Here is a 26038-nt window from a genome sequence, read left to right on the forward strand (position 1 = left end):
TCAAGAATAAATTCATGCATTTTTGCGCCTTTGCGCCTTTGCGCCTTTGCGTTGAATCTCTCCTCTCGCGAGGCAGATCCCTGGCAAGACTTCTGACCCGCTCCCCGCTGAAAAGGGCTGCTAAATAAGGGGATCCCTCAGGGCTACTTCACCACCTCGCCCGATTTCAGATCGAGCTTCAGCTCGCGCAGGACCTCCGGGTCGGCGCAGACGACGTTGGGGCTCGAGCCCTGCACCTCCTTGCGGATGAGCGCGGAGAGCTTCTGGCCCATGTCGAAGCTCGGCACGAGCGCGGCGAAGAACCTCTGGCCGCCGTCGCGGGTCACCGCGAAGCGCGCGCTCGCGAACTCGGTGTGCCCCTTGAGGGCCTTGCGGGTGAGCGGGAAGTCGTAGTCGTCGGGGGTGACCTTGCTGAAGGTGTAGAGCACGACCAGGTTGCGCGGGCAGGCCGGACCACCCGGCTTGACGAGGCGACGCTGCGGGGACTTCGGCTCCGCTCCGGGCCCCTTGTCGAGCGGCACGGTCGCGCCGCCGGGCGCGCCGGAGCGCTCGCCGGGCTTGCCGTGGCGCAGGAGCGCCCCGCCGGCCGCGATCCACAGGGTGCCGTCGCTCGCGGTCGCCAGGTCGTGGGCCTTGACGCCCTCGGGCAGGGGCGTGCGCTCCCACGTCTCCCCGCGGCGCGCGAACACAGCGCCGTCGCTCAGCACCCAGAGCGTCCCGTCGCCGGCGACGGCGGCGTCGGCGACGCCTGCCTCGGGCTTCGGCCCCTCGACCTCCTTCCATGTCGCGCCGTCGAAGCGCGATACGAACCCGTCGAAGATCCAGGCGTCGTTCGCCGCGCCCGCGAGGACCTGCGGCGAGGCGCTCTGGTGGTCCTCGCGCTTCGCGCGATCGAGCCCGAGGATCGTCGAGGTCGTCGCGCCGGGCTGCCATAGCTCCAGCGACGGGTCGCCCGCGCAGCTCCGCCCGTAGCTGAGGACCTTGCCGTCGCCGGTCGAGCCCACCGCGACCGGGAGCACCGCCGTGCGCTGGATGGGGTGGTCCCAGCCTTCGATCAAGCACTCCTTCTTCACCGAGGGGGTGAGCTTCAGCCCGGGCTTCGGCCCCCGCACGGCCACGAACTGCGAATCGAAGAACGGCGCCATCACCGGGGCCTGCAGCGCGACCACCGAGGCCCCCATCTTCGCCAGCCCCACGAACGAGTTCCCGTGCTTCTCGTGGCGCTGCTGCCAGCCCCGCGGCCCCAGGGTCCAGAGCTCGGCGATGCCGGTCCGCCCCGTATCCCCGGTCGCGATGACGTCGAGGGAGTCGGGCCAGCGCCCCACCACGCCGGCCACCTGGCGTAGGCCGGACGGCAGCCGCAGCGACTTCTGGACCTCGATCGTGCCGTCCGGCAGCAGCACGCCGAGCGGGTAGCCCCACCAGGCGTCGGCCTCGTCGTTGATGCTGACGCCGCCGGCGAGGAGCATCGCGCCCTCGATGGGCAAGAGGCGCACCTCGTCGAAGGGCGCGCGGGCCACCGGGATGAACGGCGAGGCCGGCGCCGCCTGCGCGGAGGCCCCGGGCGCGGGCTGCGCCCCCTGGGCGGTGTCGCCGGCCGCCGCCGGCGCGTCGCCGGACGGGGGCGCGCCCGCGCCAGGGCCCGCCGGATCCGGCGGCGGCGCGGAGCCGCAGCCCGCGAGGATCATCCACAGCACGCCCGCTCCCATCGATCTTCCGCGCATCGCTATTCGGCCTCCTCCGCTCGTTTCCTCGTCGCTCGCCCGCAAGCCGCCACGCTCACGGCGCGAGCCTCCCGGACGCCACCGTGATCTCGCCCTCCACGAGGGCGTCGCGCTCGCCGACGCCCCCCGGGTGCGCGACCCGCTGGTACGCGACCCGCCAGGCGATCTCCCGGCCCTCTCCGGCGGGCCCCACCTCGAGCGCCACCGTCACCGGCGCGGCGTGCACGCGGTCGTCGGCGGCGAGGTGCCGCCCGACCTGGCCCGGCCTGATCGCGAAGTGGCGCGCGAGGAATCGGTCCGCCTGCCCCAGCACCATGTCGTCGGGCCCCAGCGCCTCGGCGCTGATCTCCAGGCGCCGGAAGAGGTCCCCGGTCGGGAACGCGTGCCCCGCGTTCGCGGGCGCGAGGGTGATCTCCACCGCCGTGGCCGAGGTGCGCCGGGCCGACACCGAGACCGCGCTGCGGACGAAGGCCGGGTCGCGCGATCCCACGAAGGCGTGGCTGCGCCGGCCCGCCGCGCCCGCGGGCATGTGGCAGTCGGCGCAGGGCCGGTCCGCGGCCGGCGAGCGCCGGTGCTCGGTGAGGGTCGACTGCATGAGGTGCTCGGGCCTGCGGCTGCCGCGCGCGGTGGGGAAGGAGAACTCGTGGCAGGAGGCGCAGGCGGCCGCGCCGGCGAAGCGGGCGTCGCGCACGACGGGGTGCGGCGCGGCGGGCGGCGGCCCGGGCCGGGTCCAGGGCGCGGCGAGCACGCCGGCCGAGGCGTCGGCGGACGAGGCGGCGGTGACGTGGCAGGTCACGCAGCCGACGCCGAGGGCGCCCACGGCCTCGGTCTCGGGCTCCACCGGCACGGCCTCGGGCGCGTGGCAGCCGCGGCAGAAGGGCATGGGCTCGATCGCGAACGCCCGGCGGTAGGCCGGCTCGGTGTCGGCGCTGCGGTGCAGCGAGGCGCGCCACTCCCGCGCCACCTCGTCGTGGCAGCCCTCGCAGGCGCGGTTCGCGGCCACGGCCGCGTCGAGGCGGCCCCGCGCCGGCGTGGGCAGCGCCGGCCGCGGCGGCTGCGCTGCGCCGGGCGCGGCCGCGGCCTGCGGGGCGGGTGGGGCGCCGGCGCGATCCGGTGCGGCGGCGCACGCGCCCCCGGACCCGAGCAGCAGACCCACGAGCACCCAGGCGCCCCGCACGCGACCTCTGCGCCGCGTACATCGAGCGCGGCGCCTCGAGGTGCTCAGAGGCCGGCGCGCCGTACGGCGACGCCGACGCCGGCGGTGCTCCAGCAGCCGCCCATCGTCCAGGAGATGGTTGTGTTGGAGTTGGCCACGAGGTAGCCGGCCAGCGCGACCATGGTCGCCGGCTCGGTCAGGCGCCGGTTCATGAGGGAGGTCGCCGCGCCGGGGCTGATGGTGGGGCTGGCGTTGGCGTTGCGCGCCGCCATCACCGTGTACACGAACGACCCGCTCGCGCTGAAGTTGGTGCTGACCCCTCGGATCGCCGTGGCGCCGCAGTCCGTCGCGCTGGTGTGGATGCCGGTCGTGGTGGTGCTCGCGAACGGGTTCGCCTGGTGCACGCCCTTCAGCTCCACCACGTTGGCGAAGTACACGCCCCAGGTGTTCGAGTTCGCCATCTGCACCACCACGGGCTGGTTGCCGGCGGCGGCCGGAAGCTGGCTGTCCAGGAGGTAATAGATGTGCGCCGCGGCGTTGCTCTCGCCCGGCACCCGCTGCGTGTTGAAGAGCGTCATCGGCGTGCCGTCGTAGGTGACGCTCACCGGCACGAGCGAGTTCTCGGAGGCGACGACCCCGACAAGGACCATGCGATCGTGGTCCCGCGGCGTCTGCAGGGCGTGGTTCACGTTGATGAGGGGCGCCGAGTCCCCGATGGTGCTCAAGGTGCCGGTCGTGCCCGAGTTGACGACGACGATGTCCGGCGTGACGACGCAGTTGCCGTTCGAGCAGATGGACCTCGTCCCCGAGCACACGTGGCCGCAGTCGCCGCAGTTGCTGGCGGTGCCGAGCTGGGTTGTGCAGCCGGCGCTGGGGGCGCCGCAAGCCTTCCAGCCCGGGTCGCAGGTGGGCACGCAGGTGCCGGCCGTGCAGGCGGTGGCGCTCGCGTGCGCCAGGAGGCACCGGGTGTTGCAAGCGCCGCACGCGTTGATGTCGCTGGAGGTGTCCTTCTCGCAGCCGTTCATCGCGTTGCCGTCGCAGTCGCGCCACAGGCCGCTGCACACGGGGCTGCAGCCCGACGCGCTGCAGTTGTTGCTGACGACGTGGGCGCTGGACCCGCTCTGGCACACGAGGTTGCAGCCGAGGCAGTTGCTCTCGTCGTTCCACAGGTCGATGTTGCAGCCGTTCTTCGGTACCCCGCAGTCGTCGTACTGCGTGCTCGTGCACACCGGGTTGCAGGTGCCGTCGAGGCACTGGTTGCTGGTGGTGTGGAGGGTGTTGCACTGGGTGCTGCAGTTGCCGCAGTGCCCCTCGTCGGTCCTGATGTTGGCCTCGCAGCCGTCGGTCAGCGAGCTGTTGCAGTTGGCGTAGTCCGCCCTGCATCCGGCGAAGGTGCAGGTGCCGGCCTGGCAGGTCGCGGTGGCGTTCGCGTAGATGGTGTTGCAGTCGACGCCGCCGGCGGCCGCGCAGGCGCCGCAGTGGGTCTGGTTGACGTTGATGTTCGTCTCGCAGCCGTTGTCCGGATTGCCGTCGCAGTCGCCCATCCCGCTGTTGCAGGTCCTCACCTGGCATTCGCCGGCCTCGCACTTGGGGGTGCCGCCGGCGATGGTGCAGGCCTCGCCGCAGCCGCCGCAGTGGCTGAGGCTCGTGTCCGTGCTGGTCTCGCACCCGTCGGCGTAGCCGCCGCCGCAGTCGGCGAAGCCCGGCGCGCAGCTGTCGATGGCGCAGCCGGTGGCCGTGCATTTGCCGGTGCCGTTGGCGACCGTGCACAGGCCGCCGCACGTGCCGCAGTTCTCCGGATCGGCGGCCAGGTCCACCTCGCAGCCGTCCTCGGGGTCGCCGTTGCAGTCGCCCCTGCCGGCCGGGCAAACCGTCTCGCCGCACACGCCGTTGCGGCACCAGGGCCTGCCGCCCTCCGTGGGCGTGCACGCCATGCCGCACCCGCCGCAGTGCAACACGTCGCGGGTGGTCGCCCTCTCGCAGCCGTCGTCGATGTCGCCGTTGCAGTCGGTGAAGCCCTCGTCGCACTCGACCTTGCACTCCGACTGCTCGCAGTACGCGTCGCCGTTCGCGGCCGGGCACAGCTCGTCGCACCCGCCGCAGTGGCTCGAGTCGGTCGAGGTGTTCACCTCGCAGCCGTTCTCGGGATCACCGTCGCAGTCGGCGTAAGGCGCTTCGCACGCCTTGACCCTGCAGGCGCCGCCCTGGCAGTCGGCCGTCGCGTGCGGCAGCGCGCACTTCTGGCCGCAGCCGCCGCAGTTGTCCGCGTCGGCGCGCACGTTCACCTCGCACTCACCCTCGACCAGACGATCGCAGTTGGCGTAGCCATCCGGGCAGGTGGGGCCGCACACCTCGCCGATGCAATCGTCGCTCAGGCAGTCCCTGCTCGAGCGGCACGTCTCGCCGTCCTCGCAGAGCTCGCACTCGGCGCCGCAGTCCACGTCGCTCTCGGCGCCGTTGGTCACGCCGTCGGTGCAGGTCGCCCCGACGCACAGGCCCTCTCGGCACACGAGGCTCTCGCAGTCGCTGGCCTCGTTGCAGGTCTCGTCGGTCGCGCACTTCTTGTCGCAGCTGCCGCCGCAATCGACGTCCGACTCCGAGCCGTCGCGGGCGCCGTTCATGCAACCCGCTTCCTGGCAAAGCCCGTCGATGCACTCGCCCTCGGCGCAGTCGCGGCTCGCGGCGCAGGCGGAGCCGAGCGGGCATGGATCGCACTCGCCGCCGCAGTTCAGGCCCGTCTCGCCGTCGGACTGCACGTCGTCGGTACAGTGCGCCGGCAGGCCGGGACGCGCGAACTCGAAGTCCGGCACGCTGCACGAAACGGCGGAGATCCCCGCCGTCAGCGCGGCGGCCGAGAACGCGCGGAGCAGCGCGAAGCAACGTAGAAGGGTCGGGGTCGACATCCAACGACAAAAGTACCATTCTCCGGCGGATTTCGCGGCCATAAATCGAGCCAGCGTCAGGATCCGCGCGCGGAGCTCTGCCGGCACGCTCGCACCTCCGACGACGCGGCGCGGCGTCGCGCGCCGCGAACGCCGCGTTGACAGCGGCGGAGAAGGCAAGTCACTATGGTAAACTCACGATGGTGAGCGTCGCATGAGGAATTTTCTACGAATGTTCCCTGTCGCAGCGGTGAGGAATTTTCTACGAATGTTCCGCGCCGCAGCGGTGAGGAATTTTCCACGAATGTTCCCTGTCGCAGCGGTGCTGCTGCTGTTGCTGGAGGCGCCCGCGCTCGCGCAGGACGCCGACGAGCTCAAGCGAGCTCGCGCGCAGTTCCAGCAGGCGACCGAGCTCGAGCAGGCGGGTAACTGGGCCGCGGCCCTGCAGCGGTTCCGCGAGGTCGGCCAGGTGCGGATGACCCCGCAGGTCCGCTTCCACATCGCCGTGTGCGAGGAGAATCTGGGGCGGCTCGTGGCCGCGCTCGGCGGCTACGAGCTGGCGCTCGCCGAGGCCGACGCCGTCGGGTCCGATTTCCGTGCCGAGGTCGAGCAGGCGATCGGCCGGCTGCGCTCCCGGATCCCGAAGCTCGTCATCGTGCGCGGCAAAGGGGCGGGCTCTGCGGCCATGGAGCTCGACGGCGTCGCCCTCGGCGGTACGTCCATCGGCGTCGAGGTGCCGCTCGATCCCGGGCCTCACGCGCTCACCGCCAAGGCTCCCAATCACAGGCTGTTTCAAGAGACGGTGGAGCTGAAGGAGGGCGGGGTGACGCGCGTCGAGGTGACGCTCGAAGCGTTGCCGCAAGAGTTGCTGATCCAGGCGGGCGCCTCGCCGGAGAAGCCGCCGTCCAAGGTGGTGCCGTACGTCATCGGGGGCGTCGGCGCCGCGAGCCTGATCGGCTCCGGGGTGCTGTTCGTGCTCCGCCAGGGAGCGCTCAAGGATCTGGAAGACGCCTGCGGTCCGGGCGGCAAGTCGTGCCCGGCCTCCATGGAGTCGCGCTACGACGACCTCAAGTTCTATCACTACGGCGCGCAGGTGGCGCTCGGCGTCGGCGTCGCCGCGGTCGGCACGGCGACCGCGATCTTGCTCCTTCAGAGGAAGAAGCCGAAAGAGCCCGAGAAGATCTCGCTCGAGCTCGTGCCCATCGTGGGCGGCTCCGAGATGGGCGCGAGCCTCTCGGGAGCGTTCTGAGCGGGTCGAGCTAGAACCCCGGATCCTGCTTCCACGACCTGGGCGGCGCGGGGGTTGGCGCCGGGCTCGGCGGCTTGGCTTGCTCGGCGGGCTTGTTCTGACGGCGGGGCGCCCCGCTCGGATGTGACACCGGGCGCGGAGCCGTCGCCGGCGCTGCGCTGGCCGAGGCGGAGGCCGACGGCGCGACCGGGGGCACGCCGTCGGCGTCCGCCTCGGCCGCAGGGGGCGTCTGCGCCTCGGGGGGCGCGGGCGCTGACGCCTCCGTGCTGGGGAGCGCCGGCGCCGGGGCGGCGGGCGTGGTGAGGGAAGGAAGAGCGGCTGGTGCGTCGGCGCTTCGGAGCTGAAGGAAGGCGAGCACGCCGGCGGCGACGAGACCGGCGATCACGACGGCGGGGAGCACGCGGCTGCTGGAGCGCGCGAACGGAGGGATCTCGATGTCGGGCGTGCTCGTCGCGGTCTCACCCGAGGCCGCGCGGCGGACGTCGACGGTGTGGAAGGCGCTCACCGTCGAGTGACTCGTGCCGGTCACGTCGGAGATGCCGAGGTTGCCGCTCACCGGACTGCGGTCGGCGCGCTCCAGCGCTTCGGTGAGGGCCGCGCGCGTTCGCTGCTGCTGGTCCTCGAACAGCTCGCGGATGAAATTCGCGACGTCCTCGTCGGTGGCTCGCTGGCTGGGCGGCAGCGCCCTGTCGAGCGCGCGCATCAGGTCTTTGGCCGTGTCGTAGCGCTGGTCGCGCTCTTTTTCGAGCGCGCGCAGCAGCACGGCCTCGAGCAACGGCGGGTAGCCGGGCTGGAACGTGTGCGGCGCCACCACCGGGTCCGGCGACGAGATGGCGAACAGCGTCGCGCCCTCGGATTCTCTGCGGAACGGGTGGACGCCGGTGGTGAGCACGTAGAGCAAGATGCCCATCGCGAACACGTCGACGCGCCGGTCGATCGCGTCGCCGCGCACCGCCTCCGGCGCCGTGTAGCTCACCTTGCCCTTGAGCTGGCCGGCCCGCGTCGTGCTGTCGTTGAACGCGGTGGCCTTGGCGACGCCGAAGTCCACCACCTTGGCCATGCCGTCGTACGTGACCAGGATGTTCTGCGGGGAGATGTCGCGGTGCACCAGGCCGACGAGCTTGCCGCTCGCGTCCTTGAGCTCGTGCGCGGCGTGCAGGCCGGCGCAGGCCTGCACCACGATGCGCACGGCGATCGGGATCGGGATGCCGTTCTGCCGCTTCGAGGTCTTCATCACCTGGCTGAGCGGAACGCCGTCGATCCACTCCATCGCCAGGAACAGCACGCCGTCCTGCTCGCCGAGATCGAGGATCTCGACGGCGTGCGGGTGGCGGATCTGGGACGCGAGCGACGCCTCCAGGAGGAACATGCGCTCGAACTGGTCGTCCTCGGAGAGCTGCGGCAGCATCGTCTTGACGGCGACGATCTTCTGGAAGCCGCGCGTCCCCTTCAGCCGCGCCGCCCACACCATGGCCATGCCGCCTGCTGCGATCGGCAGCAGCAGCTCGTAACGACCCAGCACGGACCCGGGACCGAGCTCGGCCGGGGCGCTGGATAAGGCATTCGGCGCAGGATTCACGCTACTCGCAAGGTTTACTATGTTCGGTGACTGTACGAGTGTGCGGGGAAACCAAGCAAGAGCCTAGCGACAAGAAACACGGCGGAGACAATCCGCTTTGTCGTACCAGTGCTCCTGTTTCCTTACATTCGCCGGCAGCCGGCGCCGGTGCTTCGCGGGGGGGCAGCCGCCGCTCGGCGGGCTGTGCCGTGGAGGCGGTCCGTCGGATGCATGGAGTGATTGTAGATAGAGCGTCGTTTTTCATGAGAGTCGGATCGCGTGGAAGAATGTTCTGTCAACAGCTATCTGACCAACCGCACCACGACGACTTCGCGCTGCCCGCCGACAGGTCCGAAGCCGAAGTCATCGGGACCGTCGAGCTGGCCGGCGAGGTAGACGGAGCGCTCTCCTCCCGTGCAGACGGCGAAGAAGCGTCCGGGCGCGTTGAAGACCTCCGGTTCGCCCGGCGTGCCGTCGGCGGTGAGGCGGACGAGCATCGGGTTCTCCTCGGCGCCGTAGGCGCTGCCCGCGATGAACAGTCAGCAAGAAGGCCGTGTCCCCGCCCTCGTCCGCGCCGGCGCTCGGTGCCGGACCATCCTCGTCTTCTTCGGTCCCTCGCGTGATCCTCCCATCGCACGCGACCGTCACGAGCGCCGCCGCGAGGACCCAGCTCGCGGACGGCCCGCGCCGATGCCCGCGCCCGTCGCCACGGCTCCCCCCGATGACCGATGCCATCACGAGCCGACCCTATCACGGATACCCGAGCATCTCCTACGCTCCCTGCGTAGACGCCCAATTGAGAAAAACTGCCGCTCCGGCAGAACCTTCGGCGCTCACCTTGGCGACATAAGGAATCCCCTTATCGCAGTCCTTTTCAGCAGAAAATTGAACAGGGAGGCGGGGAGACAGGGAGTGTTTGAAGATTTTCCTCCCCGTCTCCCCGCCTCCCTGTTCAATTTTCCGAAGAAGTTGAGGGATGCTTCAGCGCGGCGGCCGCTCAAGCCTTGAGGGCGTCGTACTCGCCCGGGCTGTGGATCCTGGCGGGATTTCGGCGGCGTCAAGCACCCGCTGCGGGACCTGCTCTGGGTTGACAGGATACCCTTCCATGCGATCCGGCCCGCCTGGAAAGCGACGTTATGTCAATGATGTATCCACGCGTCGAAGGGGCCGCCTTCACTCCCACAGCCTGGCTCTGCGCACGTCGGTAAGGCGCTTCGCCGAGGTGCGGGCACCAGCAGGTTGACCTTGCGGACGCCACGTTCCTAGGATGCCTGGCCCCGCAAAGGCCATCGCTCCACGTGTGAGGGGACCATGCCGTCCATCGTTCGGGCAGGTACGGATTTCATCTCGGTACTGGAGGCGCTCTACCAGCCGGAGCCCGATACAACCCGGTGGGCTGGCGATCTGCTCGTCGCGATCGGGGGCGTCGTGGAGGCACCGCGGGGGCTGTGCATGGGCGTGGTGGCCCACGAGGACGATTACGAGAACCCCGCGTTCATGTTCTCCGCCGTGTCCGAGCCGTCGCTGATGGCGATCTCGGATCGCTCGAAGATCGCCATGGCCAACCGCGAGGTCTTCCGGGCCGCGTACTATCCCGGCCGGCCGGTGGTCACGCACAGCGAGGTCGCGGCGACGCTCACGGAGGAGGGCAAGGCCTGCTTCTGCGCGTCCCGCGATCCCTGGGGCGGTCGCGACGGCCTCGCGCTCTTTGCCTATCCCCGACCCGGGCTGCCCGTCCTGCTCTTCGTCCCGGTCGATCACGACCTCACCCTCTCCCGCGCCGAGCAGCGCGTCTTGCTCCGCGTCGCCGGGCACCTCGACAGCTCCTTGCGCCTCCGTTATCGCCCCGATCTCGCGATCGCCGCCGTGCTCTCGCCCTCCGGTCGGTTCCTCGACCTCGACGACGCGAGCATCGAGAGCGCCCAGCGCGAGCGCCTCACCGAACGCGTGATCACGCTCGAGCGCGCGAGGCTGCGCGGCCGCCGCAAGGACCCCGCCGCCCTCGACGACTGGCAAGCCCTCATCGAGGGGCGCTACAGCGTCGTCCCGCGCGATGATACCGATGGAAAACGTCATTACCTGCTGATCCGCAACGCCGCCGTCGCAGAGTCGCACGCGCGCTTCTCGGCGCGGGAGATCGACGTGTTGCGTCTGGCGGCGCGAGGCTTCACGGGCAAGGGCATCACCTACGCTCTCGGGCTGCCGCCGAGCTCGGTGTCGACCGCGCTGGCCAGCGCTGCGGCGAAGGTCGGTCTTCGGTCGCGACACGCGCTCGTCGAGGTCGCGGTGGCCATGTTTGGGGTGCGTTCGTCGGACGCCCCTGTCGCGACCTTGACGCCCGCGGAGCGCGACGTGCTCGAGCTGTTGCGCCGGGGGTTGACGAACGCCGAGATCGCGCGCCTGCGCGAGCGCTCGATCCGCACCGTGGCGAACCAGGTCGCAGCCGTCCTGCACAAATGCGGTGCTCCCTCGCGCCGCGCGCTCGCCGCTGCGCGCCTGCCCTAGCGTTGCGCGGAAGCTGCCTCGGCGCGAAAAAATGACCATGGAGGCGGCCCCGGGTGGCCGATAGGCTCCGACCTGCAATCGATAGGAGAGGGGTATGCAGGTCAAGATCGTGGCTATCGATCTCGAGATGCCGGCTCGTATCAAGGGCCGCGCGCTCGCCGCTGGCATTCCGCTGGCCATCCTCGCGGGCGCCGGGGCCGTGACCTGATCCGGCGGCTTCGGTTGACCAATCGACTGAGAGTTGGGCGGAGAGGAAGAAGGAGAGATTCACAGGGAGGCGGGGAGGCGGGGAGGCGAGAGATGGGAGCTGTCGTTCAAACCATCTGGGTCGGCGCCGACTGCCTGGGGCGGCGTCGATGCGAGGCGGCTGGTGATGCCGGCGTGGTCGTCTTCGATGCGAAATCGGGAGATCCGAACTGCCTCCGCGCCGCGGCGTACCAGGCGGGGCCGCCATGCAAATGAGCGACCTGGAAGCAGTCGAGCCCAAGCGAGCAGGCTCGAACGCTGCTCCCCACCTCTCGCCTCTCCACCTTGCTCTCTCTCTCTCTCCTGTCCTGGGGAGCTCGCCGTGACCGATCCGTCGCCTCGGGTGGCCGTGGTCGCCTCGCTCGCCAGCACCCTGAGCCGCGATGTCGCCCTTGGGGATGAGGTGGCGGCCCGGGTCGTTCACGGGTGGTTCGATGTGGGCATTGGGCCCCGGAATGCACCCCCGGGCTCATGGGCGCGGGCGGGCGCCAGCGTCCCGCTCGGCCGCGCGATGCCGTGTACCCTGGTATCGTGCGCGTTCGTCGCCTCCGCCTCACCCTCGCCGCGCTCGCCGGCGCCACCCTCGGCGGGTGCTCGTCGCGGTGGCCCTCCGCCGGGTCGGCGCGCGGCGATGACGTTGCGGACGCCACGTTCCCGTGATGTCTTTTCCCCAGGAACCCATGGCCGAACCCGGACGATGCTAGCCCAGACTGCTGGCGTCACGGCGGCGGCGCACGAACCCACCAGCCACGGGAAGGCCCACCTCGGCAAGGCCGTGCTGATCACGACGGCCGTGCTCTGGCTGCTCGACTGGGTCAGCACCAGCAAGTTCGACGCCCGGGAAGCACTGGGGATCGCGGCGTGGGTGTCGGCGGTTCTCGGCGCGCTCACGGTGGTGGCGCACAGGCTCGACACGCAGCGCATGCCGGTCTGGCGGCAGCTGCTTGCCCTCGCGCTCACGGCCGGCATCGCCAGCTCGCTGACCCACCTCGCCGTCCTCCTGCTCGTCATGGCGCTGCCCGAGTCCTTCGCCGAAGGCCCGCGGCAGACGTTTGGGGCCACCGCCGTCGTCGGGTTCTTCGACGGTGACGCGCTGTTCGGCTTCTGGGCCCTGCTCGTCGAGCTGCCGCGCCGGATCGGCGCCGAGCGAAGGCTGGAGCAGGAGCGACACGCGCTCCGCCAGGAGGCCGAGCTCGCGCGCATCCGCGCCGCGCTCGAACCTCATTTCGTGCTGAACACCCTCAACACGATCGCAGGCCTCGTGACCGAAGAGCCGCGCGAAGCCCGCAACCTCATCGCGACGCTCGGGGACCTGCTGCGAGACGCCATGCAGGAGCCGCGACGCCACCGTCACACGGTGCGCGAGGAAGTGAGCTGGCTCCGGGGCTTCGCTCGGATCCTGGAGTCCCGGCACGTCGGGCGGCTCGCGTTCGAGTGGGACGTGGACCGCTCGGCGGAGGACTGCGTCCTTCCGGCATTGCTGCTGCAGCCGCTGCTGGAGAACGCGGTTCATCACGGCGCGCTCCGTCGGCCGGACCGCGGCCGTGTCGCCCTGCGGATCGCCCACGACGCGGACCGCTTACGCTGCATCGTCGAGGATGACGGACCAGGCTTCGACCCGGGCTCCGCCCGCCCCGGGGGCCGGGGGCTAGACCTGGTGCGGCGCCGCATCGCCCTCGAATCCGCCCACGCTTCGCTGCGGGTCGACGCGAAGCCCGGCCGGACACGCGTCGAGATCGTGTTGCCAAAGAGGACCGCATGAAGCCCCTGTCCGCTCTGATCATCGATGACGAATGGCCCGCTCGCAACTTCCTGGTAGAGCTGCTGCGCGACACTGGAAGCTTCGGGGACATCGCCGCGGTGACGAGCGTCGAGGATGCCCGAGAGGTGCTCGCGCGCCCTGAGCTCGGCATCGAGGTCGCGTTCGTCGACGTCCGCCTCGTCGATCGGCCCGGGGATCGCTCGGGGCTCGACTTCGCCCGGTCGCTCGCCGGCCTGGCGAGCCCCCCGGCGGTGGTGCTCGCCACCGCCTCGGCGCAGTATGCGCTCGACGGGTTCGAGCTGGGCGTCGTCGACTATCTCCTGAAGCCGTTCACGCTCGATCGCATCACCACGTGCGCGGCACGGCTGCTCGAGCGGCGCCGGCCGCCGACCCAGGGCGCCGCGCGGCGGCGTCTGGTCGCACGGAAGAGCAACAGCCTGGTCTTCCTGGACCTCGATGGCATGCTGGCGTTTCAGACAGTGGATCGCCTCACCTACGTCCACCACGTCGATGGTGTATTCTCGATGGACCTCTCCCTCAACGCGCTCGGGGCCGCCCTGGGCAGCCGCGTTCTACGCGTGCACCGCAACTGGCTCATCGCCCCCGCGCACGCGCAGGGGTTGAGCCGGCTCGCGGGAGAGCTGATCGTCGAAGTCGGCCCCACGCTCCGCGTCCCCGTGTCGCGCGATCGGGCGCGGGAGGTCCGGCAGCAGCTGCTGGAGAACACCGTGGGCATTCGTCAGCCAGGCTGAGCTCGTCCTATCTCGCCGAGAGAACGAATTGGGCCAGCTCGCCCCCGAATGGCTCGATATCGAACGCGTCGTTCGCGTTCGTCCCGAGGATCACGCGGCTGTTCGCCTCCGGGCAGTCCACCGCGTATCCCCCGAAGCCGTAGTCACTGCCCCCGGCATAGCCGTAAACCGTCTTGCCCTCGAAGGTTCCGCCCGAAAGGTACAGCGTCCGGTAGGCGTCGAGCGCCGCCGGGTCCAGCACGTCCCCGCCCCAGACGGCGACCAGCCAACGCTCCAGATCGGAGACCGTCGTGACCAGCCCGCCGTTGCCGACCAGCGACCACGTGTACGGCCACGCGGCCGGGTCGTTGCTCCCGAACGTCGCGTCACCGTACCCGATGGCGGTGTCGACCCGTTCCCACACCGGGTCGCCGAAGAAGCCGCTGTGTTGCATCCCGGCCGGCGTCAGGAGCTCGTCGCGCACGTAATCGGTGAACCCTCGCCCCGAAACGGTCTCGACGACGTCGGCCAGCAACGTATAGCCCGAATTCGAGTAGTCGACCCTGCTTCCCGGCTCGAACCGCAGCTCCTGCGCGAAGATCCGCTGGCGGGCCTCGAGGCGCGCCATGGGCTCGAAGTCTCCCTCGGTGTCGTGGTACTCGTCGAACCCGGCGCTGTGCTGGACGACTTGCAGGACGGTGATCTCGGCTTTGTCGGCCGGCACGTCGTCGAAGAGGGTCGCGAGCGAGTCCGTCACGCTGAGCTTGCCCTCGCCTTCGAGCTTGAAGATGGCCGCCGCCGTGAGGTCCTTCATGACGGAGCCGAAATCGTACGCCGTGTCGGCGACGTCGGGCACGCCATTGTCTCGGTCCGCGAGGCCGTAGCCGCGCGCCAGCACCGTGACCCCGTCCACCGTGACCAGCACCGATCCGGAGAACCCGGCCATCGCCGCGGCATCGAGGCGGCGATTCAGCTCGTTGCGGAGGTCGTCAGGCGCGTCCGGCGTACCGGAGCTCGACCCGCAGGCGGTGTTCAGAACCATCAGCGCGGTGAGGGCAACTACCATCGACGGAGAATCTCGTCTTGTACGGGACGTCATGGGACACCCACGTTGCCAGACGAGGTGGCGAGATCGAGCGACGGATGACCAGGCAGGGGTTTTGCCCGACGAGGGGCGGGTTCTCCGGTACGAGGCGCGGGGCGGTGCCGGCGGAGCGCACGGTCTCTCTTCGGGCTCGCCGGTCGGGTCCGGGCTGGGGCCATCCCCAAGGGGCTGCAATCCGTCGCCGCGCCCCTCCGAATTCTCGGGGGAAGCAACGGATCGCCACGGCGGCTCGTCCGGCGGCGGGTCGCGGGCCAGCCCCGCAATCCCCCGTCAACCCTCCGTCACGGAACGCTCGTCGGGTCGGCCGGGTCGCTGCCCGCGTCCCGCTCGTCACCGTCGCGGAAGCCGTCGCCGTCGCGATCGATGCCGATCCGCTCCCCCGATCCGGGCGGCACGCACGTGTACGTCAGCTCGCCGCGGTGCCCCCGGGGGAGCTGACGGAGCTCGGTGTCCCAACGCCGCGGCTCGCGCGCGCGGTCGGGCTCGAACCGGCCATTCCCGGTGTAGAGAAAGCCCAGCTCCTCGCCGTGCGACCAGCCCTTCACCACGAGATCGCAGTCGCCGGCGTTGGCGCGCGCGATGAGCAGCGCGATGCGCGGACCGGCCACCGCCGCGTTCGATGACGTGAGCGTGATCTGCTGGCCGACGATCGGCTTCAGGTTCGATTCCAGCGCGAGCATGTACGCTGCCACCTGGTGCTTCAGGAGGTCCCCCTCGGGGCCGATGGGGAAGCCGCCGGGGTTCTCCGGGATCTGGACGAAATCGGAGAACGAGTTGAAGCGGAAGAGCGTATCGACCCCGCCGTCGTGGAGGAAACCGAAGCCGCGGACCTGATCGCCCATGTGCGCGTTGGAGCCGCCGAACGGGAACACGAACGACTCCGCCATGCCGAACATCCCGATCTTCTGGTACTGATTGCGCAGGTGCGGGACCTTGAAGACCTGGGACTCGTTGGCGTTGGCCGATCCGCCGTCGCTGCCGAAGAAGCCAGGCGCGAAGTCGTCCGGGTTGGCGCCGGGGTCGACGTCGTGGCACCCGATGCACGATTCGCCGAGGATGCTCGAGACAGGCCCCCCGAAGAAGTCGCGCCCCGCGCGCTGATCGGGCGTGAGCGAGTCGTCGAGCGCCCGGATGGGGTTGGGCGGGTAGGTGACCTGGAGGATGAAGTCCGTGAAGGCCTCCATGTCCTCCTCCGAGATTGGCTCGTCGCGCCCCAGCAGATCGACGAACGACGTCCGGAACTTCTGGAACGCCGCCCGCTCGTCGAATACCCCGCTGTCCGGCTGCGAGGTGGGCGCGTCATGGCCGCCGGTCCGGTCGCCGCGCCAGTGCATCGGCCCGTGGTTGGCCATGCCGCGCAGGCTCTGCGTCGTCATCGGCCCCTTCATCGGATGGAGGGTCGGGTCCTGGCCGAAGAGATCGGTGCAGAACGGCCCCGGGTTCACCAGCGCGGTGCCGTCCGGGTTCCCTAGGTCCCACGCGAGGCTGTCGAAGTCGCCGAAGATATGGCAGCTCGCGCACGACGAGTCGCCGTGGCTCGAGCTCAGCGACGCGTCATAGAGGAAGCGGCGCCCCCGGACGACGCTCGGAGGCTCCGGGTTGTGCATCGGCACGCGCGCGACCTCGCGGCGCGTCCGCGTGTTGATGACCGAGATCGCGTTGTCGAAGCGCGTGAGCACGTAGAGCCGCTGCCTGTCCTCGTCGAGCACGAGGCCGGTCGGGCCGCCCCCGGGGACGTGGATCTGGCTCGCCGTGCTGGGCACGAACGTGCCCTTCTCGAGCTGCCTGGTGTCGAACACGCCGATCTTGTCCGAGCCGAGCGCCGCGACATACAGCGTCGCGCCGTCGCGCGTCACGGCCATTCCCGTCGGCTGCGCGAGGCTCTTCGCGTTCTCGCCGTTCGAGACCGGCGCGCAGCAGGCGTCGTAGTCGATGTGCTTGTTGAGGTGCCTCGGGACGACGCCGCCCGGGCCGAGGACGGTGATCCGGCTCTCGTGCAGGTGGCCCCGCACGCTGTGGCCGGCGAAGAGGCCCGGCCCCTCGAACCGCTCCTCGTTGCGGGCGTCGGTGTTGGACACATAGACCTTCCCGCTCACCGGGTTCACGACCATGTTGAACAGGATCGTCCCCACGCCCGTGAAGAAGCCGCCCGGCCCGTCCACCTGGCGCGGCGGATTGGCGAGCGCGTCGATGACGAAGACGTCCTTGTCGGGCAGCGAGAAGCGCACCGCGCTGTCCCAGTCACGACCGAGCTCGTCGACCCAGTGGGCCCCGTCGAACTTGAGGATGAGCCCGACCTCCGGCTGGGGAATGCCCTCGAAATTGGTGGTGGGCCAGGGCAATCCGCCCTCGGCCTCGCCGCCGTTCGGCACGAGGCTCTCGTCGATGCTGGTCGTGCGGTTCCCCGAGTGGAAGGCGGCGGCATAGACGCGGCTGCCGTCCGGCGTCACCGCGAGCGCGCGCGGCGTATCGCTGAAGAGCGTCACGATGGAGAGCGGCGTACCGCCGAGCGACGTCCCGAGGTGGTCGGCGTCGAACACCCAGACGTCCGCGCGCCCGACGCCTGGCGTCGTGAGCTGCGGATCGAAGGGGATGTTCTGCCCGCGGTGGGCCGTGGTGATGAAGGCCCGCGAGCGCCCCCGCCCGGCGAACACGATGTCGCGCGGCTCGTCGCCGACGAGCAGCGTGCGAACGACGCGCGCCTTCTCCTCGTCTCGAACATCGACGACGCTCACGCTGTCGGACAGGTGGTTCACCACCCAGACTTCATCGTCACCGCGGGCGGCCACGGCGACGGGCTCGAGGCCCACGGGCACAGACGCCTTGAGCCGCAGACGATCCGCCTGGACGCGGAAGATCTCCAGCCGGTTGTCGGGCGTGTTCACCGCGAAGAGCAGCTTGCCGTCCCTCGACAGGGCCATGGGGCGGACCTGGCCCGATTCGAAGGTCGTGAACGGCGTGGCGGCCGCCGCAGGGAGAGCGGCAGCGAGAAGAGCGGCTGTAGCACCGGTGCATACAGCCAGGATGCGGCGCAGGCAGCATGCGGGCAGCATTTTGCGAACGTACGTGAAGTGAAAATTTTCACAATGAAAAAGGCGCGCTCGCGTGGCGCCGCTCACGGGGCGCCGCTGTCGAGGTGCCGGCCGAGGAATTCTTCAATGGCGTCCAGCCGGAAGTCCCTGGCGAGCTTGCGCAGGTGCCTGGTGAACGGCGCGTTCCCGGGGCTCGCCTGATCGAGCCTGTCGGCGTATTTCTGGATCTGGTTGACGAGCCCCCTGTGCGCGAGGTCGCGCAAGGCCCTGAGATCCTCGACGGGGGGCGGGGGGATGTCCGCGGGGTCGACCGCCGGGGTCGCCCCCGGGTCGGGCCTGGGCTCCGCCTCCTCGCGCGCGCCGTCCTGCCGCTCGTGGATCCACGCCAGCGAGAGGTGTCGCTGTACCTTCTCGAGGAGCTCATCCATCTGCAGCGGCTTGGCGATGAAGTCGTTGGCGCCTGCTTCCAGGCTCTTGTCCTGGTCGGTGATGAAGGCGCTGGCGGACGACGCGATGAGGATCGCCCCCGCGCGCTCTGGCATCTTCCGGACGCGGCGCATCATCTCCCAGCCGTCGAGCACGGGCATCGCGATGTCGGTGATGATCAAGTCGAACGCCTCGTTCGCGATCCTGTCCAGGCCCTCCTGGCCGTCGCTCGCCTCCGTCACCGCGAACCCGAGGGGCTCCAGCATGTTGACGATCACGGCGCGGTTCTCGCGCTTGTCGTCCACCACGAGGAGCTTCCGCCGCGCGCCCTCGTAGCCGACGATACGACCCTGCTCGGTGAGCCGCGCCTTGTCGATCCAGTTCGGCGCCTCGGCGAGCGTCAGGTCCATCCAGAAGACGCTGCCCTTGTCGAGCTCGCTCCTGACCTGGATGGAGCTGCCCATCAGCGCGACGATCCGCTGGCTGATGGCCAGCCCGAGCCCGGTGCCCTCGCTGTGACGCTTCTTGTCGCCGACCTGCTTGAAGGGCAAGAATATCTGGTCGAGGTGCTCGGCGCTGATCCCGCTGCCCGTGTCCTCGATCTCGAAGCGAATCGTGCGCTTCCCGGTCCGCGATTCGCGGCCCGCGCCGTCGTCCGGGAGGCTCTCGCGCGCGCCGTCCTGCACCACCGCGACCGTGAAGGTGACGCGGCCCCGCTCGGTGAACTTGATGGCGTTGCCGAGCAGGTTGAGCAGGATCTGGCGCATGCGCCGCTGGTCGGCGCGCACGCCCGCGGGCAGCGCGGGGCCTGGCTTGTAGACGAACTCGATCCCCTTCTGCTCCGCGCGGATCCGGCAGATCTCGACCGTCGCGCGCAGGAACGACGCAAAGTCGAAATCGTTGGGGTGGAGCTCCATCGTCCGCGACTCGATCTTCGCCAGATCGAGGACGTCGTTGATGAGGGTCAGCAGGTGGGCGCCGGACTCGGCGATGACGTCGACGCCGCGCTGGTCCTGCTCACCGAGGCGCGTGGAGCGCCTCAGGATCTGGGCGTACCCGAGGATGCCGTTCAGCGGCGTCCGCAGCTCGTGGCTCATGTTGGCGAGGAAGTCGCTCTTCGCGCGGTTGGCCGCGTCCGCGGCGACCGTGGCCTCCTTGAGCTCGGCGGTGCGCTGCTCGACGCGCTGCTCGAGCTCCTCGTTCGTCTTCTCCAGGGCGGCGAACGACGCGCGGAGCTGCTGCGCCATGGCGTTGAGCGCGTCGCCGATGTGCACGAACTCCCGGGTGCCGGACGCCTCGAAGCGCTGATCGAGATCGCCGCCCCGGATGCGCTCCGCCGCCGTGACAAGCTTCCGCACGGAAGGCAAGGTCACGCGCATGATCACGAGCACGGGCAGCGCCACGATCGCCAGGATCGAGACCGCCGCGATCAGCCAGTAGTTCCAGTACAGCCCCTTCACCGACGAGAGGAGCGCCGCGCGGGGCACGTCGGTGAGGAGGTACCAGTCCGGCGCCGCGAGGCGCGCCGCCACGATCACGCGCTGATCGTTGCCGCCGACCACGCGCGCCGCGCCGGCGCCCGCGACCTTCGCCGCCTCGAAGGCGCGCTTCAGCTCCGCGTCGCCCACGGAGTCGACCGTCAGCGTCCCTTTGCTGTCGTGGATCGCGCGCTGGTGGACGCTCGACACGAGCAGCGTTCCATCGCCCCTCACGAGGGCGTTCTCCGTTCCCGGGTACAGCGAGAGCTCCCGGAAGCTCGCCATCACCGCGTCGACCGTGACGTCGTGCCCGGCGCTGCCCGCGAACACCCCGCGGCGGAAGAGCGGCGCCACGACGCTCACCATCCACTCGCGCGCCGCCGGGTCGTAGCTCGTCGGCGTCCAGCGCGGCTTCCCCTCGGGGTTGTTCGCCGGGAGCACGAGCGTCATCCACTCGGAGTTGACGAAATCGACGGTCGTGTCGACCTGGTCGATGTAGCTCGTGTAGCTGGGCCAGTACATCACGAGGCCGTTCCGGCTGGGGATGAGCCACGTGTTGATGGGCTCCCCCGGAGCTCCCGCCGAGTACAGCTCGGTCACGCGCTTCGCCTCCAGGAGGAAGAGCTTCTCCCTGTCGTCGAGCGGGTAGCCCGCCGGCAGCCAGACGACGGCGTCTCGCCCGGGCGCGAAGCCCGCCTTGCGCGACACCATCCCGCCGTCGCGCGCGGGCCCGACCAGGGCGTCGAACCGCTCCGGCGAGCCCGCCGGGTCTTCCTCGAGCGCCATGGTGAGGATGCGGGCGTACCGGGCGACGCTCGCCTCCGCCTCGATCAGGCGGTCGTTCATGCGGCGGGTCCACTCGTCGTGCGTGCGCGTGTGGACCCCGAGCTCGTTCGTGAGGATCGCGCGCTCGATGGCCCACGCGGCGATCCAGAGCCCCGGCCCCACGAAGACGAGCAGCGCGAAGACGAGCGGCCCTGCAACCCAGAAGGACAAGCTTGGTGCTGCGCGAAGCCGCGCCCCGTCCCGCCCCGCCCGTTCGGTCATATGCGGGCCATCGTACACGACCGGCCGACCTGCCTCGTTTGAATCGAAGCGCCTCGGGGAGCGTCGCGGCGCGGAGCAGCCTCGAAGGGACGGTTTGAGGCAGCTTGTCCCACCCGTGGCCGCCTGCCGCAGGCGCGCCCCGGGGAGCGGAGGAGAGGGCAGACCGCGATCGCGCGTGCTGCATGCAGACATGGTGATTCGTGCAGGTCTCCTGCGCTCGAACGCGACGGCACCGTTCGTGTATCAGCGCCTCCTCGCAGCGCGCTCGGCCTCCGGGCCGGCGCCCCTTCGATCGAATCCAAGGAGGTACCGATGAGCCATGCGAGCAATCCGAGGTGGTGGGATGAGCACAAGACGTCCGGGTGGGAGCGCGTGAAGGAAGCGCTGCGCCGCGACTGGGAGCAGACCAAGGCGGACTTCACCAACAACAAGGGGCAGGAGCTCAACCAGGACATCGACGACACGGTGAAGCAGGCGCTCGGAAAGCAGCCGATCCCGCCGCCCCACGTGCCGAACAGCAACTGGGACGACGTCGAGCCCGGGCTGCGCTACGGCTGGGGCGCGGCGGGCCAGTACAGCGAGCACAGCGACTGGGACGACCGGGTCGAGAGCAAGCTCCGGGAGGAGTGGAACGACATGAAGAGCGGGCGCACCTGGGACCAGGCCAGGGGCGCCGTGCGGCGCGGCTGGGAGTCGGCGCGGCGAAAGGCGTCCTGAGCCGCGCGCGGGCGCCGCTGCCGAGCCCGGCGGTCCGCTCCCGGATCACCGGCGGGAGGAGGGGAGCAGCGCCTTCAGCGCGTCGTGCAGGCGGCGGTACGTCATGAGCTCGCCCCACGGCGCGCCCTCCCGCACGAGATCACGGGCGACCTCCGGGCCGATGCCCGCGAGCACGCAGGCGCTGCCGAGGAGCCGCACCGCCGTCGCCACGCCCAGGAAGAGCGTGAGGGCGCTCGCCTCCATCCGGTCGAGCCCGGTGACGTCGATGACCACCGCGCGCGCCCGCCTGGCCGTGACGGCGGCGAGGAGCCGCTCCATCAGGTGCGCGCACCGCTCCTCGTCGACGGAGCCGATCACGGGGACGCAGAGGATCCGGCTCCAGACCTCGAGGATGGGCATGGACAGCGCGCGCATCACGGCGCGCTGGTGCTCGATGAGCGTCAGCTTCTCGGTGATCTCCCGCTCGTGCGCGAGCTCGCGCGCCCGGGCGAGCTCCTCCTCGGCGCGGGCGCGCGCGAGCGCCTGCGCCGCCGCGGGCAGGAGGCGGCGCACGAGGCTGACGTGGCGCGCGTCGAAGAAGGCGCGGGTCGGATGGACGAGCACGAGCAGCGCCCGCAGGGGGCCGGCCTCGAGCGGCGCGTGGAGCGCGGAGCCGTAGCGCTGGAGGATGGACTCCGGCTGGCGCTGCCACTCGACGAGCTGGCTCAGATCGAAGCTGGCGACCGGCCGGCCCGCGAGCGCGCGCGTGAACGCGGGCCCGGCCTCCCACGCGGTCCCGGACAGGCCTGGATCGGTCGAGAGGAGGACGTGGCCGTCCGGCCCCTCCGCGAAGGCGATCACCAGCCCGGCGGCGGCGCCGACCCGCTGCGCGGTCGCGTCGACGACGCGCGCCAGCGTCTCCGCGAAGGTCCCCGGCTCGGTGAAGAGCAGGAGCGCCTCCGCCAGCCCCTCGGCCTCCAGCCGGAGCGCCCGTTCCTCCTCACGCGCGCGCTGCAGCTCGGCGATGGTCTCGCGGGCGGCCTCGTCCTCCATCACATCTCAGTGGCCGAGCAGGACGACGCCGATGGAGAGGTTCGCGTGCTGGTTCTTGCCCCGGGCGAAGCACCCCTGTTCGCCGAAGGTGAACCTGCCGAGGAACGGCGTCGCCCCGAGCGAGGCGACCACCCCCTGGGCGACGCGCTCGATCTCGTCGCGCACGGCGAGCATGCACCCGGCGCAGAAGATCACGAGCGCGCCCTGCACGCGGAACGAGGGCGGCGCGGCCTCCAGCGCGGCGTCGATCACGGAGCGGACCCGGCCGATCAGGCTCTCCCGCGATCCGTGCATGAGCACGAGCTCGTCCCCGTCGTGGATGTTCGCGCTGAGCGTGATGGAGTTGTCCTTCTCCACGGTGCTCGGGTGGATGAGCAGGAACTGGGGGACCTTGCCGATCCAGCCCGAGGGCCGCCCGAGCGGGTGGAACGCGCTCTGCTCCAGGATCGATCCGCCGCCGAGCTGCGCGGAGATCAGACCGTCGGTCCAGCGGTTGTAGACCTCGGCGGCCGGCAGCCCGTCGATCTCGGGCAGGCGCCTGCCCTCGGCGCGGTTCACGCGACAGCGGTGCTCGGTGGGGACGTAGCCGCTGCTGAATGCATAGGAGATCTCCCCTGACGGGTAGAGCGCGGACAGCAGCACGGCGCCCTCGTGGGCGCGCCCGCGCTCCAGCTGCGACTGGCGCCCGTCGAGGGAGTCCGCCGCCGACGAGCCGCCGAACACAGGCACGTTGGGGCCGACCACGTCCTCGATGCCGAGCAGGACGTCCTCCTCCGCGCCGGTCTGCGCGGTGAGCCAGAGCAGGGCCGGGAGCTCGCCTGCGCGCCCCGCGTCCTCGATCGCGCGCCGCGCCGCGCGCGCGCCGGCCGCGCGCGGGGCGCCGTCGATCCGCTCGGCCGCGACCCCATAAGCGCCCTCCGCGTCGGCGAGCCCGAGCAGGGCGAGGCCGGGGCCGGGCGCGCCATGGACGCCGGCGCCGGTCATGACGGACAGGCACGAGCTCGATCCGTGGACACGCACCGACGGCGGCAGCGCCGCGGTGGCGCGCGCGAGCTCGCCGACGTCGTAGGGCTCGGTGTAGCTCAGGAACACGTGATCGGGCTCCGCGCCGAGGCTCGCGCGGAGCGCGGACATGGCCTCGCCGAACGCCGTGCTCGCCGCCGCCGCGGTGGACGCCGAGGTGGCGATCTTCATGTGCCCCGCTCTCCCGTGCTCTCGATCCGATCCGCCGGATGCGGCGCGCTGCCTGGCGAGCTCGACAGGATGTCTGTCGCGATCATGACATTTCCCTCCATCGGCGTCCTGCCTCCCGCGGGCCCAGATCGACGCAATTCCTGGCGTATATACACGAATTCTCGCCGCGAAGCCTCTTGCGCTCACCCGACGAACAGGTGCCGCGCATAGCCGTAGACGTACGCGGTGATGAGCAGGGCGGCGGCGACGTCGAGCAGGAAGCCCGTCCTGATCATCGCCGGGAGGCGCACGTAGCCGCTGCCGAACACGATCGCGTTGGGCGGCGTGCCGGCGGGCAGCATGAAGTCGCACGACGCCGCGATGGTGGCCGCGAACAGCACGCCGAGGTCGCGGGGGAGCACGTTGAGGGCGACGTTGACCGTCGCCGTGTTGGAGGCCAGCGCCGAGAGGGCGATGGTGCCGGCGCTGGCGAGGCCGATCTGCGCGAGCAGCGGCGCCTCCGCGACGGCCGCGAGCTGCGCGGCCATCCACGCGGACAGGCCGCCCCCCTCGATGCCGGCCGCCATCGCGAAGCTGCCGCCGAGCAGGACGAGCGTGCCCCAGGGCATCCGCCGCAGCGAGGCGAGCGAGAGGGCGCGCATGGCGAGCAGGCTCGACGCCGCGAGGATCGCCACGCCCGCCTCGACGTGCTTGCCCCGCACCGCGAAGGTGGCCACGGCGTCCGATCCCGTCGCGGCGCCGAGGCCCCGGAGCGCGGCCTGGAGGTGCGGCGCGATCGCGGCGCGCAGCGGGTCGCCGAGGATCCAGAGCGCGCTGGCCGCCGCGAAGACCGCGGCGACCTTCTTCTCGCCGCGGCTCATCGGGCCCATCGCGGCGAGCTCGCGGTCGAGCACGTCGCGCGCGTGGCCGGCGGCGAGCCCGTCCCGCCTGCCCACGCGCCACAGGGCGAGCCAGAGCAGCGGGACGAACAGGACCACGAACGGCAGGGCGATCGCCATGTACTGCAAGAAGCCGACGTCGCGGTGCAGCTTCTCCGCGAGGAAGCCGCAGAAGATCGAGTTCACGCCGGTGCCGATCTTCGTGCCGATGCCCCCGACGTTGGAGGCGTAGGCCACCGCCAGCATGATCGCCGTCCCGAAGTGCGAGAGCCGGCGCCCGCCGGCGGCCGACTCGAGCTGCGCGAGCAGGGCGAGGCCGATCGGGACCATCATCACGGCGGTCGCGGTGTTGGAGATCCAGAGGGAGATGGCGCTCGTGGCGACCAGCATGCCGAGCAGGAGCCGCCTCGGATCGGCGCCGATCGCCCGCATGATGTGGAGGGCCACCCGCCGGTGCAGGCTCCACTGCTCCATGGCCGCGCCGATCGCCATGCCGCCCAGGAACAGGAAGATGTAGGCGTCGAGGAACGGCGCGACGGCGCGGGCCGCGTCGCCGGCGGGCCCGCGGCCGAACACGCCGAGCAGCGGGAAGAGCACGAGCGGCAAGCACGCGGTGATCGCGATGGGGAGGACCTCGAAGAGCCACCACAGCGCCATCCACGCCGCGACAGCGGCCGCGTACGCGGGGCGGTGGCCGTGGCCGGGGATGGCGTGGAGCCCGCTCGGGATCAGCGCGATCGCGAGGGCGGCGGCCGGGCCCGACGCGACGCCGAGCCAGCGCAGCGGGCTCACGCGGGGAGCGGGCGCGCGGCCGCGGCGCGGCGCGCCCGGCGGCGTGGCGGAAGGGTCGGGCTGGCGCTGCATGCGCGCCTCTATCGCACAGGCGCCTCGCCCTTGCGGAGCTCGTCGTACCAGCGCGCGTAGGCCGTGGACGCGACGAGGCGCCGGTTCTCGTCGGGAGCGCCGTCCGTCCACCACGGCGGACCCCGCTCGCCCAGGGCGATCTTCGCCGCGTGCACGCGGCGGCGCGCCTCCCGCAGCGCCCGCTCGTCGCCCGCGCGCAGCGCGCGCCCGACCTCGCGCCGCGCCGCCATGAGCTCCGCGACGAGGCGCTCGCGCACGTCCTCCGGCAGCGCGGGGTTGGTCCGACGCCACAGGCGCCCGCGCACGATCAGGTAGCGACCGTCGGGCGTCACGAGCGGCGCCGGCGCGGCGCTCGCGGGGCGCTGCGGGGCGCTTCCGGCGCGCTGCGGGGCGGTCGCGGGGCGCCGTGAGGCGTTCGCGCGGGGGCTCATGCGGCTGCGCTCCAGCAAATC

The 26038-nt window shown here is 71.1% G+C and carries 17 protein-coding genes; 5 read left to right on the plus strand and 12 right to left on the minus strand.

The genetic code is table 11. The features are described 5' to 3' along the window. Positions 1–143 precede the first annotated feature (143 nt). From WME76_RS07305 to WME76_RS07315, 3 genes are read right to left on the minus strand one after another with little or no spacing between them, the layout of a single operon-like run. The gene (locus WME76_RS07305) at positions 144–1724 is read right to left on the minus strand and encodes a WD40/YVTN/BNR-like repeat-containing protein (RefSeq protein ID WP_437959460.1); all 1581 of its coding nucleotides are present in this window, start codon (positions 1722–1724) and stop codon (positions 144–146) included. 55 nt (positions 1725–1779) lie between these two features. Further along, positions 1780–2901: a multiheme c-type cytochrome gene (locus tag WME76_RS07310; RefSeq protein ID WP_437959461.1), complete on the minus strand. Its 1122-nt coding sequence runs from the start codon at positions 2899–2901 to the stop codon at positions 1780–1782. A gap of 44 nt (positions 2902–2945) precedes the next feature. Next, the gene (locus WME76_RS07315) at positions 2946–5783 is read right to left on the minus strand and encodes a hypothetical protein (RefSeq protein WP_437959462.1); all 2838 of its coding nucleotides are present in this window, start codon (positions 5781–5783) and stop codon (positions 2946–2948) included. 283 nt (positions 5784–6066) lie between these two features. On the opposite strand from WME76_RS07315, the gene WME76_RS07320 reads away from it, so the two are divergent. Next, positions 6067–7011: a PEGA domain-containing protein gene (locus WME76_RS07320; protein WP_437959463.1), complete on the plus strand. Its 945-nt coding sequence runs from the start codon at positions 6067–6069 to the stop codon at positions 7009–7011. 10 nt (positions 7012–7021) lie between these two features. Here WME76_RS07320 and WME76_RS07325 read toward each other — a convergent pair whose 3' ends face one another. Further along, positions 7022–8533 (minus strand): serine/threonine-protein kinase, encoded by a 1512-nt coding sequence (locus WME76_RS07325; protein WP_437959464.1) that lies wholly within the window; start codon positions 8531–8533, stop codon positions 7022–7024. Positions 8534–8871: 338 nt separating this feature from the next. Next, positions 8872–9066 carry a hypothetical protein gene (locus WME76_RS07330; protein ID WP_437959465.1) on the minus strand — a complete coding sequence of 65 codons (195 nt, stop codon included), beginning with the start codon at positions 9064–9066 and terminating at the stop codon, positions 8872–8874. Positions 9067–9880: 814 nt separating this feature from the next. Here WME76_RS07330 and WME76_RS07335 point away from each other — a divergent pair. From WME76_RS07335 to WME76_RS07345, 3 genes are all read left to right on the plus strand, one after another. Then, entirely contained in the window at positions 9881–11074 is a 1194-nt protein-coding gene (locus tag WME76_RS07335; protein WP_437959466.1) for a LuxR C-terminal-related transcriptional regulator, read from the plus strand. 943 nt (positions 11075–12017) lie between these two features. Next, a complete protein-coding gene (locus WME76_RS07340) occupies positions 12018–13082 on the plus strand; it encodes a sensor histidine kinase (protein ID WP_437959467.1) in 1065 nt (354 codons plus the stop codon). Beyond that, complete coding sequence (locus tag WME76_RS07345; RefSeq protein WP_437959468.1) at positions 13079–13834, plus strand: LytR/AlgR family response regulator transcription factor; 756 nt, start codon at positions 13079–13081, stop codon at positions 13832–13834. Before WME76_RS07340 ends, WME76_RS07345 begins: the two co-directional genes overlap by 4 nt. 7 nt (positions 13835–13841) lie before the next feature. Here the strand turns inward: WME76_RS07345 and WME76_RS07350 are convergent, their stop codons facing one another. The 3 genes from WME76_RS07350 to WME76_RS07360 all read right to left on the minus strand — a co-directional run bounded on the left by WME76_RS07350 (position 13842) and on the right by WME76_RS07360 (position 20850). Continuing rightward, the gene (locus WME76_RS07350; protein ID WP_437959469.1) at positions 13842–14912 is read right to left on the minus strand and encodes a serine hydrolase domain-containing protein; all 1071 of its coding nucleotides are present in this window, start codon (positions 14910–14912) and stop codon (positions 13842–13844) included. Positions 14913–15199: 287 nt separating this feature from the next. Further along, entirely contained in the window at positions 15200–17971 is a 2772-nt protein-coding gene (locus tag WME76_RS07355; RefSeq protein ID WP_437959470.1) for a beta-propeller fold lactonase family protein, read from the minus strand. 62 nt (positions 17972–18033) lie between these two features. Continuing rightward, positions 18034–20850, minus strand: coding sequence for an ATP-binding protein (locus tag WME76_RS07360; RefSeq protein WP_437959471.1), 2817 nt, complete (start codon positions 20848–20850; stop codon positions 18034–18036). 363 nt (positions 20851–21213) lie between these two features. Here WME76_RS07360 and WME76_RS07365 point away from each other — a divergent pair, with 363 nt between their 5' ends. Next, positions 21214–21618 (plus strand): hypothetical protein, encoded by a 405-nt coding sequence (locus tag WME76_RS07365; RefSeq protein WP_061616168.1) that lies wholly within the window; start codon positions 21214–21216, stop codon positions 21616–21618. Positions 21619–21663: 45 nt separating this feature from the next. Here WME76_RS07365 and WME76_RS07370 read toward each other — a convergent pair whose 3' ends face one another. The 4 genes from WME76_RS07370 to WME76_RS07385 all read right to left on the minus strand — a co-directional run bounded on the left by WME76_RS07370 (position 21664) and on the right by WME76_RS07385 (position 26017). Continuing rightward, positions 21664–22650 (minus strand): STAS domain-containing protein, encoded by a 987-nt coding sequence (locus WME76_RS07370; protein ID WP_437959472.1) that lies wholly within the window; start codon positions 22648–22650, stop codon positions 21664–21666. Between the two features lie 6 nt (positions 22651–22656). Beyond that, positions 22657–23844, minus strand: coding sequence for an FIST signal transduction protein (locus tag WME76_RS07375; protein ID WP_437959473.1), 1188 nt, complete (start codon positions 23842–23844; stop codon positions 22657–22659). Between the two features lie 182 nt (positions 23845–24026). Further along, positions 24027–25586, minus strand: coding sequence for an SLC13 family permease (locus WME76_RS07380; protein ID WP_437959474.1), 1560 nt, complete (start codon positions 25584–25586; stop codon positions 24027–24029). Positions 25587–25594: 8 nt separating this feature from the next. Continuing rightward, positions 25595–26017: a hypothetical protein gene (locus WME76_RS07385; RefSeq protein WP_437959475.1), complete on the minus strand. Its 423-nt coding sequence runs from the start codon at positions 26015–26017 to the stop codon at positions 25595–25597. Between the last annotated feature and the right edge of the window lie 21 nt (positions 26018–26038).

It is taken from the genome of Sorangium sp. So ce119 (genome assembly GCF_051524405.1).
Lineage (GTDB): Bacteria > Myxococcota_A > Polyangia > Polyangiales > Polyangiaceae > Sorangium > Sorangium cellulosum_G.

What these genes read in the sequence shown, in the direction of transcription:
- WME76_RS07375 (WP_437959473.1), bottom strand. Translation starts at nt 23,844, where the DNA reads ATGAAGATCGCCACCTCGGCGTCCACCGCGGCGGCGGCGAGCACGGCG.
- WME76_RS07350 (WP_437959469.1), bottom strand. Translation starts at nt 14,912, where the DNA reads ATGACGTCCCGTACAAGACGAGATTCTCCGTCGATGGTAGTTGCCCTC.
- WME76_RS07365 (WP_061616168.1), top strand. Translation starts at nt 21,214, where the DNA reads ATGAGCCATGCGAGCAATCCGAGGTGGTGGGATGAGCACAAGACGTCC.
- WME76_RS07340 (WP_437959467.1), top strand. Translation starts at nt 12,018, where the DNA reads ATGCTAGCCCAGACTGCTGGCGTCACGGCGGCGGCGCACGAACCCACC.
- WME76_RS07345 (WP_437959468.1), top strand. Translation starts at nt 13,079, where the DNA reads ATGAAGCCCCTGTCCGCTCTGATCATCGATGACGAATGGCCCGCTCGC.
- WME76_RS07320 (WP_437959463.1), top strand. Translation starts at nt 6,067, where the DNA reads ATGTTCCCTGTCGCAGCGGTGCTGCTGCTGTTGCTGGAGGCGCCCGCG.
- WME76_RS07305 (WP_437959460.1), bottom strand. Translation starts at nt 1,724, where the DNA reads ATGCGCGGAAGATCGATGGGAGCGGGCGTGCTGTGGATGATCCTCGCG.
- WME76_RS07385 (WP_437959475.1), bottom strand. Translation starts at nt 26,017, where the DNA reads ATGAGCCCCCGCGCGAACGCCTCACGGCGCCCCGCGACCGCCCCGCAG.
- WME76_RS07355 (WP_437959470.1), bottom strand. Translation starts at nt 17,971, where the DNA reads ATGCTGCCCGCATGCTGCCTGCGCCGCATCCTGGCTGTATGCACCGGT.
- WME76_RS07315 (WP_437959462.1), bottom strand. Translation starts at nt 5,783, where the DNA reads ATGTCGACCCCGACCCTTCTACGTTGCTTCGCGCTGCTCCGCGCGTTC.
- WME76_RS07330 (WP_437959465.1), bottom strand. Translation starts at nt 9,066, where the DNA reads ATGCTCGTCCGCCTCACCGCCGACGGCACGCCGGGCGAACCGGAGGTC.
- WME76_RS07370 (WP_437959472.1), bottom strand. Translation starts at nt 22,650, where the DNA reads ATGGAGGACGAGGCCGCCCGCGAGACCATCGCCGAGCTGCAGCGCGCG.
- WME76_RS07335 (WP_437959466.1), top strand. Translation starts at nt 9,881, where the DNA reads ATGCCGTCCATCGTTCGGGCAGGTACGGATTTCATCTCGGTACTGGAG.
- WME76_RS07380 (WP_437959474.1), bottom strand. Translation starts at nt 25,586, where the DNA reads ATGCAGCGCCAGCCCGACCCTTCCGCCACGCCGCCGGGCGCGCCGCGC.